The sequence below is a fragment of the Corallococcus exercitus genome, from assembly GCF_003611585.1.
GTDB classification, from domain to species: domain Bacteria; phylum Myxococcota; class Myxococcia; order Myxococcales; family Myxococcaceae; genus Corallococcus; species Corallococcus exercitus.
The window spans coordinates 1-15,891 of sequence record NZ_RAVW01000225.1 but is presented as its reverse complement, the minus strand read 5'-3'; the positions used below and the strand labels follow the sequence as shown (position 1 = coordinate 15,891).

Sequence of the window (15,891 nt, the reverse complement as noted above, 5' to 3'; positions counted from 1 at the left end):
CCCGCCGCGCACCGACACGGAGCGCGAGCTGGCGGCGCTCTGGAGCCGCGTGCTCCGCGTCGAAGAACCAGGCGCCGAGGACAGCTTCTTCGACCTGGGCGGCCACTCGCTGAGCGCCACCCAGGTGCTCGCGCGCGTGCGCCAGCACTTCGGGGTCGAGCTCTCCCTGCCCGACTTCTTCGCGAGCCCCACCGTGGAGGCGGTGGCCCGCCGCATCGACGCGCTGGTCCTGGAGCGGCCCGCGGCGCCCGTTCCGCCACTCCGCGCGCGGACCACGCAGGCCCCCGCGCCCCTGTCCTTCGCGCAGCAGCGCCTGTGGTTCCTCTCGAAGCTGGATCCCGACAGCACGAACTACAACCTCCCCACCGCCGTGCGTCTGGAAGGCCCGCTCGACGTGCCCGCGCTCACGCGCGCCCTGCGCGACGTGCTCCAGCGCCACGAGTCCCTGCGCACGACGCTCCAGGAGCACGGGCACCAGCCCGTCCAGGTCGTTGCCCCGGAGCCCACACTGCCCGCGGTCTGGGCGGACATCAGCGGCCTTCCCGCCAACGAACGCGAAGCCGCGCTCCAGCGCCTCGTCGAACACGAGGCCTGGCGGCCCTTCGACCTGGCGACGGGACCGCTCTGGCGCGTGCTCCTCGTCCGGTTGGATGAGGCGCGACACGCGCTGCTCCTCACCCTGCACCACGTCATCTCCGACGGTTGGTCCATGGGCGTCCTCGTCCAGGAACTGACGACGCTGTACACGGCCCACGCGCAGGGGCGCCCCGCGCTCCTTGAACCGCTCCCCGTGCAGTACCCGGACTTCGCCCTCTGGCAGCGTGGATGGCTGCGCGACGAGGTGCTGGAGGCACAGCTGGGCTGGTGGCGAAACCGGCTCCAGGGCGCGCCCCGGACGCTGGAGCTGCCCACGGACCGCCCGCGCCCGGCCGTGCCGACGCTTCAAGGGGGTGCGCTTGCCTTCCAGTTCCCCGTGGAGCAGTCGGAAGCGCTCCAGTCCCTCTGCCGTCAGGAGGGCGTCACGCCTTCCATGGTGGTGCTGGCCGCCTTCCAGGTGCTGCTCTCGCGCTACTCCGGACAGGAGGACATCAGCGTGGGCTCGCCCATCGCGGGCCGCACGCACGCGGAGCTGGAGGGACTCATCGGCTTCTTCGTCAACACCCTGGTCCTGCGCACGGACCTCGCTGGGGTCCCCAGCTTCCGTGCGCTGCTCGCCCGGGTGCGCGACGTGACGCTGGGCGCCTACGCCCATCAGGACGTGCCCTTCGAGAAGCTGGTGGAAGCCCTGCGGCCCGAGCGCATCGCCGGCCGCGCGCCCCTCTTCCAGGTGATGCTCGCGTACCAGAATGCCCCGATGCCGGAGGTGCTCGGGCCCGGGCTGCGGATGGGCTCGCTCAAGATCGAGCACCGCGCGGCGAAGTTCGACCTCGTCCTGTCCATCAGCGACCGGGGCCAGGGGCTGCGCGGCCTGCTGGAGTACAGCGCCGACCTGTTCGACGCCTCGACGGCGGAGCGCATGATGGGGCATCTGCGCGTGCTGCTGGAGGGGGCGCTCGCGGGGCCGGATCATCCGCTCCATGCGCTGCCCCTGCTCACGGCGGGGGAGCGGCACCTGCTGTTCCACACGTGGCGCGACCCGTCCGCCGCCACCGCGAAGGACGCCGGTCTGCACCGGCTGCTCCAGGCCCAGGCCCGGCTCACGCCCGATGCCGTGGCCGCGGAGCACGAAGGAGAGGCGCTCACCTGGGCCGAGGCCCACCGGCGGGCCCGCGAGGTGTACCGGGCGCTGGTCGCCCAGCGGAAGGTGGAGCTGCCCGCGCCGCCTCCGCTGGTCCCCGTGCCGCGCTCGGGTCCGCTGCCGCTGTCGTTCGCGCAGCAGCGGCTGTGGTTCATTGATCAGCTGCAGCCCGGCACCGCCACGTACAACATCCCGTTCGCGCTGCGCGTGCAGGGAGCGCTGGACGTGCCAGCCCTGGAGCAGACCTTCCGCGCGCTCCTCCACCGTCACGAAGCCCTGCGCACCACGTTCGTGGTTCGTGACGCGGAGCCCTTCCAGGAGATCCATCCTGCCGACGACTTCCACCTGACCGTGTTGGACCTGGGCGCGCTGCCCAGGGCCGAACGTGAGGCCGAAGCCCAGGAACGGGCCACCGCCGAGGCCGTGCGTCCGTTCGACCTCGCGCGCGGGCCACTGCTGCGTGCGTCGCTCATCCGGATCGACTCGCAAGAGCACGTGCTGCTGCTGACGATGCACCACATCGTCTCCGACGGCTGGTCCATGGATGTCCTCGTGCGCGAGGTCGCGGGGCTCTACGGGGCCTTCGTCCAGGGCAGGTCCTCGCCGCTGCCGGAGCTGCCCGTCCAGTACGCGGACTACGCCGTGTGGCAGCGCTCGTGGTTGCAGGGAGAGGTGCTCGAGGCGCAGCTGGGTTACTGGAAGCAGCAGCTCACGGGCGCTCCCGCGCTGCTGGAGCTGCCCACGGACAAGCCGCGTCCCGCCGTGCAGTCCCAGCGCGGTGCGTCCCTGTCTGTCAATCTGCCGCTGTCCGATGCGCTCACGGACTTCTGCCAGCGTGAAGGCGTCACGCCCTTCATGGCCCTGCTGGCTGCCTTCCAGGTGCTGCTCTCGCGCTACTCCGGCCAGGAGGACGTCTCCGTCGGCACGCCCATCGCCGGCCGCACCCGGGGGGAGACCGAGGGCCTCATCGGCCTCTTCATCAACACCCTCGTCCTGCGCTCCCACGTCGCGCCGGATGCTTCGTTCCGACAGCTCCTGGCCCAGGTGCGCGACACCACCCTGGCCGCCTACGAGCACCAGCACCTGCCCTTCGAGAAGCTCGTCGAGGAGCTGCAACCGCAGCGCAGTCTGAGCCACTCGCCTCTCTTCCAGGTCATGCTCGTGCTGCAGAACGCGCCGGCCTCGGAACTGAGTCTCGCGGGCCTGTCCTTCCAGCCCCTCGCGCGTGACTTCGAGGCCACCAAGTCGGACCTCACCCTGTCGCTTTCCCAGACGCCTCACGGCCTCACCGGCACCCTGGGCTACCGCACCGACCTCTTCGAGTCGTCCACCGTCTCCCGCATGGTGGAGCACCTGCGCGTCCTGCTGGAGGCCGCGCTGGCTTCGCCCGACTCACGCGTCAGCGAGTTGCCGCTGCTGACGGACGCGGAGAAGCGGCTGCTCCTCACGGACTTCGTCTCCACCGAGGCGCCGCTTCCTGCGCCTCGCAGCGTGCACGCCCTCTTCGAGCGGCGCGCTGCCCTCCATCCGGATGCGCCCGCCGTGGCGTGCGATGGCCAGGTGCTCACCTACGGAGAGATGGACGCACGCGCCAACCAGTTGGCCTGGCATCTGCGCTCTCTGGGCGTCGGGACCGACTCGTGCGTCGCGCTGTGCCTGGAGCGCTCCGTTGAAACCGTCGTCGCCCTGCTGGGTGTCTGGAAGGCTGGCGGTGCCTACGTGCCGCTGGACCCGGCCCAGCCCGCCTTGCGCCTGCAGTCCCTGGTGCAGGAAGTCGCTGCGCCCGTTGTCGTTACGGTGGCCCGCCACGCGTCCGCGTTTGCCTCTTCCAGCGCGCATGTCGTTCGCCTGGATGAAGACGCTGCAACCCTCTCCCGGCTGCGCACCGACGCACCGCCGGGTGAGGCGCATCCGGACTCCCTTGCCTACGTCCTCTTCACCTCCGGCTCCACCGGCAGGCCCAAGGGCGTCGCCGTCGCTCACGCGCAGCTGTCCACCTACGTCGATTCAGTGACTCAGCGTCTTGGCTTGGAGGCCTGCTCCAGCTTTGCCCTCGTCTCCACCTTCGTCGCGGACCTGGGCAACACTGTCCTCTTCCCCGCCCTCACCACCGGTGGGCTCCTGCACGTCCTCTCCCAGGAGTGCGCTTCCAGCCCGGCTGCCCTGGCCGACTACTTCGCGCGTCACCCCATCGACTGCATGAAGGTGGTGCCTTCTCACCTGGCCGCATTGCTCACCGCGCCCGAGCCTCGCCACGTCCTGCCTCGCAAGCGCCTGGTGCTCGGTGGTGAGTCTTCCACCTGGGCCCTGCTCCAGTCCGTCCATGCACTCGCTCCGGACTGCGAGGTGCACAACCACTACGGCCCCACCGAGACGACCGTTGGCGTGCTCGCAGGTCGTGTGCACCTGCCTCCGGCAAATCCGGCTCCCGCCTCCGTGCCGCTCGGCTCGCCGCTGGCGCACTCCCGCCTCTACGTCCTGGATGCTTCGCTGCGACCCACTCCGCTGGGTGTCCCGGGCGAACTCTTCGTCGGCGGCGCGCAGGTGACTCGTGGCTACCTCGCTCGGCCTGACCTCACGGCCGAGCGCTACGTGCCGGACCCCTTCAGCCCTTCTCCCGGCGCTCGCATGTACCGCACGGGGGACCGCGTGCGCTGGCTCGCGGACGGCCGCGTGGAGTTCCTCGGCCGCGTGGACTTCCAGGTGAAGGTGCGTGGCTTCCGCGTGGAGCCCGGTGAAATCGCCACCGTGCTTCGTGCTCTTCCCTCCGTGCATGAAGCTGTCGTCGTGGCTCGCCAGGACTCTCCCGGCGAGGCCCGCCTCGTTGCCTACGTCGTCGCGGATACCCAGGACGTGTCCTCACTCCGCGACAACCTGAAGCAGCGGCTGCCCGAGTACATGGTGCCCTCCGCCTTCGTCTTCCTGGAGGCCCTGCCCCTCACTCCCAACGGCAAGGTCGACCGCAAGGCCCTGCCCGCTCCGGAGGCTTCCGCGTCGAACTCCGACTACGTGGCGCCTCGCACGCCCACGGAGGAGTTGCTCGCCTCCCTCTGGGCAGAAGTGCTGCGTCTGCCCCGCGTGGGCGCACAGGATCAGTTCTTCGAACTGGGTGGACACTCCCTGCTCGCGACACAGCTCGTGGCTCGCGTGCGCGCGGCGTTCGGCGTGGAGCTGCCGCTGCGCTCCGTCTTCGAAGCTCCGCTCCTGACGGACCTCGCGCGTCGCATCGATGACGCGGGGAAGCAGGCGTCCGGCGTGAAGGCCCCACCGCTCGTGCCCGCACCTCGCACGGGAGAGCTGCCGCTGTCCTTCGCGCAGCAGCGGCTGTGGTTCATTGATCAGCTCGTCCCTGGCGCCTCCACCTACAACGTCCCGTCCATCCTCCGCCTGGAAGGCGAGCTGCACTTCGAAGCCCTGCGCCAGAGCCTCACCGAGCTGGTGCGCCGCCACGAAGCCCTGCGCACCCGCTTCCCCTCTCGTCAGGGCCAGCCCTTCCAGCACATCGCGTCCCCCACGGACCTGCCCCTGCCCACGGTGGACCTCAGCCACCTGGGCGAGTCAGCCCTCGACGAAGCCCGGCGCCTGGCGTCCACCGAGGCCCAGCGTCCCTTCGACCTGGCCTCGGGCCCCCTTGTGCGCGCGCTGCTGCTGAAGCTCGCGTCCACCGAGCACGTGCTCGTCTTCACCCTGCACCACATCGTGTCCGACGGCTGGTCCCGCGGCGTCCTCGTCCGCGAGGTGGCCGCGCTCTACGGGGCCTTCTCCGACGGCCGGCCCTCGCCCCTGCCCGAGCTGCCCGTCCAGTACGCCGACTACGCCCTCTGGCAGCGCTCCTGGCTGCACGGTGACGTCCTGGAGGCCCAGCTGTCCTACTGGCGCCAGCGCCTCGCGGACGCGGCGCCCCTGGAGCTGCCCACGGACTTCCCGCGTCCTGCCGTGCAGACCTTCCACGGCGACGTCGTCCCGCTGCGGCTGTCTTCGTCGCTCGCGCACGCCCTCAAGACCCTGGGCCGGAGCGGCGGCGTCACGCCGTTCATGCTCCTGCTGGCGGCCTTCCAGGTGCTGCTCTCGCGCTACGCGGGCCAGGAGGACATCAGCGTGGGCACGCCCATCGCGGGCCGCACGCACGCGGAAACGGAAAGCCTCATCGGCTTCTTCGTCAACACGCTCGTGCTGCGCTCCCGCGTGTCCCCGGGCGCGTCCTTCCACCAGCTGCTCCAGCAGGTGCGCGAGGCCTCCCTGGGCGCGTATGCCCACCAGGACGTCCCCTTCGAGCGACTCGTCGAGGACCTGAGGCCCCAGCGCGACCTGACGCGGCCGCCGCTGTTCCAGGCCCTCTTCTCCCTGCAGAACACCTCCATGCCCGCCGTCCAGTTGCCGGGCCTCGCCCTGCGCCCGCTGGACGTGGAAGGCCACAGCGTCAAGGCCGAGCTGGAGCTGTTCCTCTTCGAGACACCGGACGGCTTCGACGGTTCGCTCGGCTACAACACCGACCTCTTCGCTCCCGCCACGGCACAGCGCATGGCACGGCACTTCGGCGCCCTCGTCGAAGCCCTCGTCGCCCATCCGGACGCGCCGCTCGCTTCCGCATCCATGCTCTCCCAGGACGAGCAGCGTCAGGTGCTGCTCGACTGGAACGACACGCGCACCCACGCCCCGCGCGACGCCACCCTGCCCGACCTGTTCCAGGCCCAGGCCCGGCGCACTCCGGATGCCGTGGCCCTCATCTCCGGGGAGGACCGCCTCACGTACCGGCAGCTGGATGAGCGCGCCAACCAACTCGCCCATGCCCTCATGAGCCTGGGCGTCACTCCAGGCACTCCCGTGGCCGTGGGCCTGGAGCGCTCCTTCGACCTCATCGTCGCCCTCCTCGCCATCCTCAAGGCGGGCGCCGCCTACGTCCCCCTGGAGCGGGCCCATCCCCGCGAGCGCCTCGCGCTGCTGCTGCGGGACTGCGCCTCGCCCCTGCTCCTGTCCCACTCCTCGCTGGCGCAGCGCCTGCCGTCCTTCTCCGGCCGCACCCTCCTGCTGGACGACGAGGCCTCCCTCCTTGCGCGTCAGCCCACGCACGCGCCCGCGGTCTCCACGTCTCCGGACAGCCTCGCCTACGTGATGTTCACCTCCGGCTCCACCGGCAGGCCCAAGGGGGTCCTGGTGCCTCACCGGGGCGTCACCCGGCTGGTGCTCGGCAGCACCTTCATCCACTTCGGACCCGACGAGGTCTTCCTCCAGTTCGCCCCCGTCGCCTTCGACGCGTCCACGCTCGAAATCTGGGGCGCGCTGCTGCACGGCGCGAAGCTCGTCCTCGCGCCGCCCCATGCCCTCTCCACCGAGGAGCTCGCGGCCCTGCTGCGTCATCACCGCGTGACGACGCTGTGGCTCACCGCCGCCCTCTTCGAGCAGATGACGCTGCACCAGGGCGAAACCCTCGCGCAGGTCCGCCAGGTCCTCGCGGGTGGCGACGTGCTGCCCACGGAGCGCGTACGCCAGCACCTCTCCCGCCTGAGCCCGGGCTCCGTCCTCGTCAACGGCTACGGCCCCACGGAGAACACGACCTTCTCCGCCACGCTGACGCTCCATCCCGGCACGCGGGTGGACGGCCCCGTGTCGATTGGCCGTCCCATCTCCAATGCCACGGCCTACGTGCTCGACGCGCACCTGCGCCCGGTGCCCGTGGGTGTCCCCGGCGAGCTCTTCGTCGGCGGTGACGGCCTCGCGTGGGGCTACCTGAACCGCTCCGACCTCACCGCCGAGCGCTTCATCCCGCACCCCTTCGCCACCACTCCGGGAGAGCGCCTCTACCGCACGGGTGACAAGGCCCGCTGGAGCGCGGACGGCACGCTCGACTTCCTCGGCCGCACCGACTTCCAGCTCAAGCTGCGCGGCTTCCGCATCGAACCCGGTGAAATCGAAGCCGCGCTGCGCCAGCTCCCCGCCGTCGCGGAGGCCCTGGTGCTGGCCCGCGAGGACGTGCCCGGCGACAAGCGCCTCGTCGCCTACGTCGTCCCGTCCTCCCCTGCGTCCGAAGACCTGGCGGAGACGCTGCGAGGCCAGCTCCAGCAACAGCTGCCCGGCTACATGGTGCCCTCCGCCTTCGTCGTGTTGGAGGCCCTGCCCCTCAACGCGAACGGCAAGGTGGACCGCAAGGCCCTGCCCGCCCCGGACGTCGCCGCGTCCCCGGGCCGCTACGTCGCGCCGCGCACGCCCATGGAGCAACTCATCGCTCAAGCCTTCGCGGAGGTGCTGCGCCTGGAGCGCGTCAGCGCTGATGCGGACTTCTTCGACCTGGGCGGCCACTCGCTGCTCGCCGTGCACCTGATGGCCCTTCTGCGCGAGCGCACGGGCCGGGCGCTGCCCCTGTCCGCGCTCTTCCAGGGCTCCACCGTCGAGCGGCTCGCAACGCTGCTGTCACCCTCCAATGGAACCCGCGCCCTCGGTCCCAACCTGGCGCGGCTCGACACCGGGGACTCTCAGCGCCGGCCGCTGTTCCTCGTCCACGGCGGTGGTGGTGGCGTGCTCAGCTACGCGGACCTCGTGCGCCACCTGGGCAACGACCGGCCCGTGTATGGCGTGTTCGCGCCCGGCCTGGAGGACGGAGAGCTGCCGCCGTCGTCCATGGAGTCCCTGGCCCGGCTCTACCTGGATCAGGTGCGCGACGTGCAGCCCCACGGCCCCTACCGGCTCGCGGGCTGGTCCTTCGGCGGTCTGGTGGTCTACGAGATGGCGCGTCAGCTCCAGGCCCTCGGCGAGCCGGTGGAGTTCCTGGCGCTGCTCGACAGCCTCGCCCCGTCGGGAGAGCCGGACCCGGAGCCGCCGCCGCTGATCCGTCTGGCCGCCTTCGGCAAGATGGTCGGGCTCCCCGTCCAGGACGTCCCCGCCCCCGAGCTGGAGCAGCTGGGAGGCCTGGAGGGCGAAGCCTTGCTGTCACGGATGATCAGCCTCCTGAGGAACCTGCCCGCCGCGGGCGGACTGGAGCCGGGACAGATTGAACGCCTCTTCGCCGTCCACGAACGGCTCGGAGAGGCCAACCGGGGCTACGTGCCCGCCAGCCGCTACGAAGGCCCCGCCGAGCTCTTCCGCGCCGCGGTCCGCGCGAGCGACCCCCACCGCGCCGAGGACGAAGGCTGGAAGGCCTGGCTCCCGGGAGGCGTCTCGGTGTGCCACGTGCCGGGCACGCACCTGACCCTCCTGGAAGAGCCCCAGGTCCCTACACTGGCGGAACGCCTCACGGAGCGCCTGCGCGTCCTGGATTCCGAAAGCCGATGAACCCACGAACGCATGAGAGGGATGGCCTCTGCCATTGCATCAGGGGTTGGGCTATGACCGGGTGAAACGGTTTCAGGAGCGCTCATGGCCAAGCCCGCCGTGAACGCTCCCTGAAAGCCGTTGACACCCGAGGGGGAACTCACATGGCCAACGACAAGAAACACCTGTTTCCACGCAACCCGCTGCTTCGACAGACGGTGGCGCGGCTGCTGTTCGCCGCTCCCGTCCTGTCAGTCATTGGCTGCGCGGAAGAGGATTCGGGCTGCATCCCGTATGACGAGCACGAGGGAAACTATGAGACCAGCGCCCGGCTTCCGGATGGAGGCGTCCCCTACGGCTTGGACTGCTTGGAGGTGTGCACGCAGAGAGCCGCCCATCACTGCCAGGTTCGCTCTGTCCCCACGAGGCATCCTGACGGCGGGGAGACCCTGGAGCCCTCCACGACTTGCTACTACACCGTGCCCGCGGGGTGCGCTACCGATGGACGCCGGCCCGAGGGACTCCAGGCGGCGCGAGCGGAAGCGCGGTGCGCGCTGGGCAGCCACTTCGCGCGGATGGCCTGGTTGGAGGCGGCCTCCGTGCCCGCCTTCCTCCGGCTCGCGGAGGAGCTGAAGGCCCACGGCGCTCCAACCGAACTGATCCGCGCGGCCCGGCGCTCGGCCGGGGAGGAGGTCCGCCACACGCGCGCCGCGCGAGCACTGGCCCGGCGACACGGCGCCACCGTGCCCGCGGTGGAGGTCGCCCCGTTCTCCTCGCGCTCGCTGGAGGAGCTGCTTTGGGAGAACGCGAAGGAAGGGTGTGTCGGAGAGACCTATAGCGCGATGGTGGCCGCATGGCAGGCACGCACGGCGCGCGACGAGCAGGTGCGGGAGGCGCTGAGCCGGATCGCCGAGGATGAGCTGCGCCATGCCGAGCTCTCCTGGGCCGTGGACGCCTGGGCGCTCGAGCGCCTCACGCCGGAGGCGCGCCAGCGGGTGCGTCAGGCGCGTCTCGATGCCTTCCACGACCTGGAGCGCAGGGTCGCGAGCGAGGAGCCCGAGGCCGTGCTCATCGAACAGGCGGGACTGCCCTCTCGCGACGCCGCGATGCACCTCCTGCGGGGGCTCCAGGTCCTGATCGCCTGAGCCATTCCTGGAGGGCCGATGACCCCATCGGCCCTCTGCTCTCACGCGGCCTTCAGTCGCGGACCACCGCCACATCGTCCAATTGCAGCCAGGTGTCGCCCGTGTTCGCCCAGATGCCGGCGTACACCTCCACGCTGTGGTTGGCGCCGGAGTTGAAGGTGACGGTCTGGAGCGTGTAGCCGGCCAGCGGCTGCGTCAGGTGCACCTCGTTGAGGATGGGGCCGGCGTTGAGCATGCGCGCGCCGAAGTAGCCGTCGTTCTGGTTGGAGGACGTCTTCACCCAGCCGGTCAGCGTGTAGACGGTGTTGGGCGTCACCGCGACCTCCTGCTTGAGGGCGTTCCAGCCGGTGTTGTTGCGCACGAAGCCGTTGTTGGCGCCGGTGCGCGCGAAGCCCAGCCCCCGGTCGATGCCGCCATTGCCAAACACATACCAGGGGGAGGTGGCGGTGGAGGACGGCTGCTGTTCGAAGCCGCCCTGCGCCACCAGGTTCGCGCCCCGGGTCAGGCTCACGTCATCCAGCTGCGCCCAGGTGTCGCCCGCGTCCGCCCACACGCCGCCGTACACCTCCACGATGGAGTTGGCGCCGGAGTTGAAGGTGACGGTGCGCTCCGCCCAGGACGGCAGCGAGCCGTACTGCGTCTCACCCAGGACAGGGCCGTTGCCCGCGGCGCGCGCGCCGAAGTAGCCGCGCGTGGTGTTGGACGAGGAGCGCAGCCAGCCCTTGAGGGTGTAGTCCGTGTACGGCTGCACCACGACGCTCTGCTTGAGCGCGTTCCAGCCGCTGGACGCACGGACGAAGCCGTTGTCCTGGCCGGAGTGCGCGCCGCCCAGCGCCCGGTCGATGCCGCCCGCGCCCGCCAGGTACCAGGGGGCCATCGTCGGCGTCGCGGCCTGCGTCTCGAAGCCCGGCTCCGACAGCAGGTTGTTGCCGTCCGCGTCGGCCGTGAGCGTCGCGCGCATCAGGAACGTGTTGTAGGGCGTCCACTGCGAGGTGATGAAGTACAGCTCGCTGGCGCTGTTACCCCACGGGTGGATGAAGCCGTTGTAGAGCCCGGGGAAGGCGGCGCCGGTGGCCAGCAGCTTCTCCCCGCTCCAGGGCCCGGTGGGCGTGCCCGCGTCGCGCAGCACCACGGCCTGCCGGTGCTCATTGAGATACGTCATCAGGAAGCGGCCCAGCGCGGCGTTGTAGGCGACGGACAGCTCCCCCGCGATGCCGATGACCACCGGCCGCGCCGCCGCCTGCGACGCGGACCAGCCGTTGCCGTCCCAGTAGCGGTACGCGTTGATGTCCAGCAGCGAGCCCTCCGGCACGCGCGCCAGGTGCACGTTGCCGTAGCGCCCGTTGGGCGTGGCGTACAGGTAGACGAAGCCGCCGTTCTTCACGAAGGCGCCCATCTGGAAGGGGTTCGTGAAGGACGCGTTGTTCACCCAGCGCGCCGTGGGGTGCTTCACCCAGTTCTGCCCGTTGTCGTCCGAGTACGCGATGCCCGCGTAATTGGTGGTCCACTGCCCCGGGTCACCCCAGTGCTTCACGGACATGTAGTGGATGTAGTGGCGCGTCCCGACGCTGACGCCCGCGGTGGGGATGACGGTGATCTCGTCGTTGTCCACCTTCCGGGAGGACAGCACCTCCTTCGCGTGGCGGGTGCCGTCCTGCACCATGGTGGTGAAGGACAGGCCGTTGGACAGCGTGGTGTCCGCCGAGCGCGCCAGCACGTTGCTGCGCCAGCCTCCGCCGCACCCGCCGTTGCCGCACCAGCCCGCGCCGAAGGTGTCCCCGAACAGGACGAACACCTCGCCGCCCCCCTTGTCCCAGACGATGCCCAGGTCCGTGCCGTACACCTCGTAGTTCGTGTGCGTCTGGTTCGGGTTGGGCAGCAATTCACCCGCCGGCGTCGCGCCCGTCACCCGCGCGACCTTCGTCACGTTCGTGGGCGTCACCGCCCCGGCCGTCCCCGCGCCGCCCAGCAGACACATCGCTTGCAGCACCACCGCCCGCTTCCAAGTCGTCACACGCCTCATCACCTGGACTCCTCCGGCACGCGAATTGGTATTCACAGCAAAACAGCAAAATCCTGAATCTACGCGGACTTGCTCGGAAGACTCCAGTGGAGCGCGGGCGCGTGTAGCCTGGGGCCACCGAAGGAGGAACGGATGCTCGCCTGCGTGGACGTGGACTACCGACCTGACGTCACCGTGGCCGCGTGCGTCCTCTTCCGAGGCTGGACGGACGGCAAGGAGGCAGGGCACCTGGTGGAGCGGGGCCCCATCGCGGAGCCCTACGAGCCCGGCCAGTTCTACCGCCGGGAGCTGCCGCACCTGCTGCGGGTGCTGGCCGGGGTGCAGGAGCCGCTGGAGGCCATCATCGTGGACGGCTACGTGTGGCTGGGGGAGGACAAGCCGGGCCTGGGCGCCCACCTGTACGAAGCGCTCTGCCAAGCGGTGCCCGTCATCGGCGTGGCCAAGACGCCCTATGTCACCACCGGCTCGGCCCTGCCCATCGTGCGAGGACAGAGCCTGAAGCCGTTGCTCATCACCGCCATCGGCATGGAGACCGCGACCGCCGCGGAGCACATCCGGCGGATGCACGGCTCATCGCGCATGCCGACAATGCTGAAGTTCGTGGACCGGCTGTGCCGGGAGTCCTGACTCCGGAACAATTTGTCGCAAGACGCGGGGCCGGATGGGCCAGGACGTGCTACCCCAGGCCCATGGACCGTCCCCGCCGCCCCGCCGCCGCGACCTTCGAGTTTCCGGCCGACGCCGCGTTCACCTGGCACTCGGAGAGTGACGAGCCCGCCCCCACGCGCCTGTCGCCTGTGGACGACGGGCTCAGCGCCGACGCCGCGCTCAAGCGCGTCCGCCGGGGCGAGTTCCTGCGCTACACCGGCGACTTCCACAACGCGAAGCAGCTGCTCGGCGCGCTGGGCCGGCGGCTCGAGCGCCCCTGGCAGGCCCGCTCTCCGCTGGAGGCGTTCCGGGCCGAGCGCCGCGCGCGCCAGCAGGAGCACGCGACGCTGTCGCGCATCGTCGTCGCGCTCGACCGGAGCTACCACCTGGAGCTCGCACGCGCGCCGGACGTCGCGGAGGCGTGCCGGCAGGTGTGGGGCGAGCCCACGACGGACTTCTCCGTCGTGCCGCTCAAGCAGTTGCTCGGCATGCTCGGGGCGGCGGAGTGGCGGCGCAAGGGGCTGGCGGTCCCGGGCCTCAAGGGCCTGCTCCATCCGCATTACGGCGTCTACCTGCCCACGCGCACCGACTACGTGGAGCTGCTGGCGGCGGTGCCGGACGTGAAGGGCAAGCGCGTGTTCGACGTGGGCACCGGCACCGGCGTGCTCTCCTTCCTCCTCCTGCAGCGCGGCGCGGCGTCCGCGCAGGCCACGGACTGCGACTCCCGCGCGGTGGCGTGCGCACGGGAGAACGCGGAGCGGCTCGGCCTCTCGCAGCGCTTCCAGGTGGCGGAGGCGGACCTGTTCCCGGAGGGCAAGGCGGACCTCGTCGTCTGCAACCCGCCGTGGATCCCCGAGCCGCCGAAGAACCGCGTGGACCGAGCGGTGTTCGACGAGGACAGCCAGTTCCTGCGGCGCTTCCTCGAAGGGCTCCCGGCCGCGCTGACGCCGGCAGGAGAGGGATTGCTCATCCTGTCGGACCTGGCGGTGCTGCTGGGCCTGCGTCCGCCCGGGTGGCTCGAGGAGCAGTTCGAGCGCTGCGGCCTGAAGGTGGCGTGGCAGAAGTCCAACCCGGCCCGGCACTCCAAGGCGAAGGACAAGGCGGACCCGCTGCACGCCGCGCGCTCCAAGGAGGTCACCACCCTCTACGGCCTCGTGCCCGCCGCCAGGTAGCACGGCGAGGCACGGGCACTGTACGGCCTTCAGCTCTTCGCGGTGCTGGCCTGCGGGTCCGGCTCGGTGCAGACGTCCCCGGAGGCGTCCTGTTGCGCCTGGGCCTCCTGGGAGGCAGAGGTCCGGTCGGCAACGCCATTGCAGGTGGTCATTTCATAGCACCATTGGCCATCCTGGCCACACGTTGATGGAAAGCGGTGGCCAATCGTGCCCATGTAACAGAGTTCGTCGCACGGCACGTCGCAATTACATACGGCTTCGTCAGTACACGACGGCGGCGCCGCGGAGGCCATCACCGGGGTGAAGAGGACAGCGGCAAGACTGGCAATGCCGCCAAGTGGGTTCATCCACTTCCGCATTCGGACTCCTGGGTAGGACTGCGCGCTGAAGGCTACCCAGGGACCGACTTCATTCTCAAACAGTCTTGTTGGCCAGCGAACAGTCCCGCTGGACGCTCGAAAGGCAATGCAGCCCTCTCAAGGGCAGATCCACCTCATGTTCGAGCAGCTGCAGGTGGCGGTCGCGCAAGTGGTGCCGGTGTTCCAGGAGCACGTCGTCGTGCCGCCGCCCTTCCCGCAGCTCGTCCAGTTCAGGGCGTCGCAGTCCGGCGCGACACACGTACAGGTCCCATCGGAGCACACCGCGGCCTCGGCGGTGCCCATGGGCGCATCGGCCGGCTCGGAGTTCGAGTCGGGGGCTCCACCACAGGCCATCAGCAACATCCCGGACAGCAAGGACAGCAGCGCGGACTTCTTCATGGGAACCCCTCTTCGTGGAATGGCATTGCGCCGTAAAAGCGCTGAAAGCCTACCACGGGTGGATCAGCGCACCGCCACGGCCAGGGCCGCGGGGATCATCTCCCGCATCAACTCCACGAACCGGCGCAGCCGCGCCGGGTGAAATCGCGCGTACGGATAGACCAAATACAGGGGCAGGGGCGCGGCCTGCCATCGCGGCACCAGGTGCAGGAGGCGGCCCCGCTGGATGTCCTCGTGCATCACCCAGGACGAGCCCACGCAGACACCGAGCCCCTTCACCGCCGCGCTGCGAAGCGCGTAGAGGCTGTCCGTGCTCACGCGGGGCTGGAAGACGATGGGCTGGACCTCGCCGGTGGCCACGTGGGTCAGTGCGAGCTCGTTGCGATAGAACGTGCGCAGCGACAGCCAGGGCAGCCTGGCCAGCTCGTCGGGATGCGTTGGCACCGGCACGCCCGCCAGCACGGAGGGCGCGGCCGTGACGATGCGCGGCACCTCCGCCACGCGGATCGCCACCACGCTGGGGTCATGCACCTCGCCGACGTGGATCGCGCAATCAATCCCGTCCGCGATGAAGTCCACCGCCCGGTCATGCAGCAGCCATTCGACGGAGACTCTCGGGTAGCGGCCCAGGTACTCCGTCAGCGGCTCCACCAGCAATTGCTGCCCGAACGCGTGCGGTACCACGACGCGCAGCGTGCCCTCCGGTTCGTCGCTCGCGCCGCGCAGGTCGGCCTCGAACAGCTCCCAGCTGGCCAGCAACTCCTTCGCCCGCTCGTAGCAGCGCGCGCCGTCGTCGGTGAGCTTCATCGCATGGGTGGAGCGCTGCAGCAGCCGCACCCCCAGCGAGCGTTCCAGCGCCTGGAGCCGGCGGCTCACCGTCGGCTGCGTGGTGCCCAGCTGCGCGGCGGCGGAGGACAGGCTCCCCGCGTCGACGATGCGGAGGAAGGTCTGCATCAGCTCCAGCCGGTCGGCGCTGACGGGGGCGGCGGGGGCGGAACTCCTCGACCGGGCCTGCTTTGAGGGACGGGGCATATTGATACGTGGAGCGTATAACCGCTGTACGGAGCACGCGTCTACCGCGCCCTGCCCCTCTGGCGCACTGTTCCCTCGTAGCGCATCACCCGAGGTGAACATCATGTCCTTCATTCGCGCCGTACATGGA

The 15,891-nt window shown here is 70.4% G+C and carries 8 protein-coding genes; 4 read left to right on the top strand and 4 right to left on the bottom strand.

The annotated features are described in order from the left end of the window. Positions 1 to 28 precede the first annotated feature (28 nt). Positions 29 to 9,004 carry a non-ribosomal peptide synthetase gene (locus tag D7W79_RS25105; protein ID WP_276375434.1) on the top strand — a complete coding sequence of 2,992 codons (8,976 nt, stop codon included), beginning with the start codon at positions 29 to 31 and terminating at the stop codon, positions 9,002 to 9,004. A gap of 143 nt (positions 9,005 to 9,147) precedes the next feature. Continuing rightward, positions 9,148 to 10,128: a hypothetical protein gene (locus D7W79_RS25100; RefSeq protein ID WP_120527925.1), complete on the top strand. Its 981-nt coding sequence runs from the start codon at positions 9,148 to 9,150 to the stop codon at positions 10,126 to 10,128. 52 nt (positions 10,129 to 10,180) lie between these two features. On the opposite strand, the gene D7W79_RS25095 is transcribed toward D7W79_RS25100, so the two are convergent. After that, positions 10,181 to 12,151: a glycoside hydrolase family 183 protein gene (locus D7W79_RS25095; RefSeq protein WP_120527924.1), complete on the bottom strand. Its 1,971-nt coding sequence runs from the start codon at positions 12,149 to 12,151 to the stop codon at positions 10,181 to 10,183. A 132-nt stretch (positions 12,152 to 12,283) separates the two neighbouring features. Here D7W79_RS25095 and D7W79_RS25090 point away from each other — a divergent pair, with 132 nt between their 5' ends. Both D7W79_RS25090 and D7W79_RS25085 read left to right on the top strand, forming a co-directional pair. Beyond that, positions 12,284 to 12,778 carry an endonuclease V gene (locus D7W79_RS25090; RefSeq protein WP_120527923.1) on the top strand — a complete coding sequence of 165 codons (495 nt, stop codon included), beginning with the start codon at positions 12,284 to 12,286 and terminating at the stop codon, positions 12,776 to 12,778. A gap of 62 nt (positions 12,779 to 12,840) precedes the next feature. After that, entirely contained in the window at positions 12,841 to 13,971 is a 1,131-nt protein-coding gene (locus D7W79_RS25085) for a 50S ribosomal protein L11 methyltransferase (protein WP_120527922.1), read from the top strand. Positions 13,972 to 14,000: 29 nt separating this feature from the next. On the opposite strand, the gene D7W79_RS43300 is transcribed toward D7W79_RS25085, so the two are convergent. The 3 genes from D7W79_RS43300 to D7W79_RS25075 all read right to left on the bottom strand — a co-directional run bounded on the left by D7W79_RS43300 (position 14,001) and on the right by D7W79_RS25075 (position 15,761). Continuing rightward, entirely contained in the window at positions 14,001 to 14,330 is a 330-nt protein-coding gene (locus D7W79_RS43300; protein ID WP_147442043.1) for a hypothetical protein, read from the bottom strand. A 117-nt stretch (positions 14,331 to 14,447) separates the two neighbouring features. Continuing rightward, positions 14,448 to 14,729 carry a hypothetical protein gene (locus D7W79_RS25080; RefSeq protein ID WP_120527921.1) on the bottom strand — a complete coding sequence of 94 codons (282 nt, stop codon included), beginning with the start codon at positions 14,727 to 14,729 and terminating at the stop codon, positions 14,448 to 14,450. A gap of 63 nt (positions 14,730 to 14,792) precedes the next feature. Then, a complete protein-coding gene (locus tag D7W79_RS25075; RefSeq protein WP_171432782.1) occupies positions 14,793 to 15,761 on the bottom strand; it encodes a LysR family transcriptional regulator in 969 nt (322 codons plus the stop codon). Positions 15,762 to 15,891 lie beyond the last annotated feature (130 nt).

Bases quoted from the DNA above. Each gene is read 5' to 3' on its own strand.
- D7W79_RS25085 (WP_120527922.1), top strand. From the start codon at position 12,841: ATGGACCGTCCCCGCCGCCCCGCCGCCGCGACCTTCGAGTTTCCGGCC.
- D7W79_RS25095 (WP_120527924.1), bottom strand. From the start codon at position 12,151: ATGAGGCGTGTGACGACTTGGAAGCGGGCGGTGGTGCTGCAAGCGATG.
- D7W79_RS25075 (WP_171432782.1), bottom strand. From the start codon at position 15,761: ATGCCCCGTCCCTCAAAGCAGGCCCGGTCGAGGAGTTCCGCCCCCGCC.
- D7W79_RS25080 (WP_120527921.1), bottom strand. From the start codon at position 14,729: ATGAAGAAGTCCGCGCTGCTGTCCTTGCTGTCCGGGATGTTGCTGATG.
- D7W79_RS43300 (WP_147442043.1), bottom strand. From the start codon at position 14,330: ATGCGGAAGTGGATGAACCCACTTGGCGGCATTGCCAGTCTTGCCGCT.
- D7W79_RS25090 (WP_120527923.1), top strand. From the start codon at position 12,284: ATGCTCGCCTGCGTGGACGTGGACTACCGACCTGACGTCACCGTGGCC.
- D7W79_RS25100 (WP_120527925.1), top strand. From the start codon at position 9,148: ATGGCCAACGACAAGAAACACCTGTTTCCACGCAACCCGCTGCTTCGA.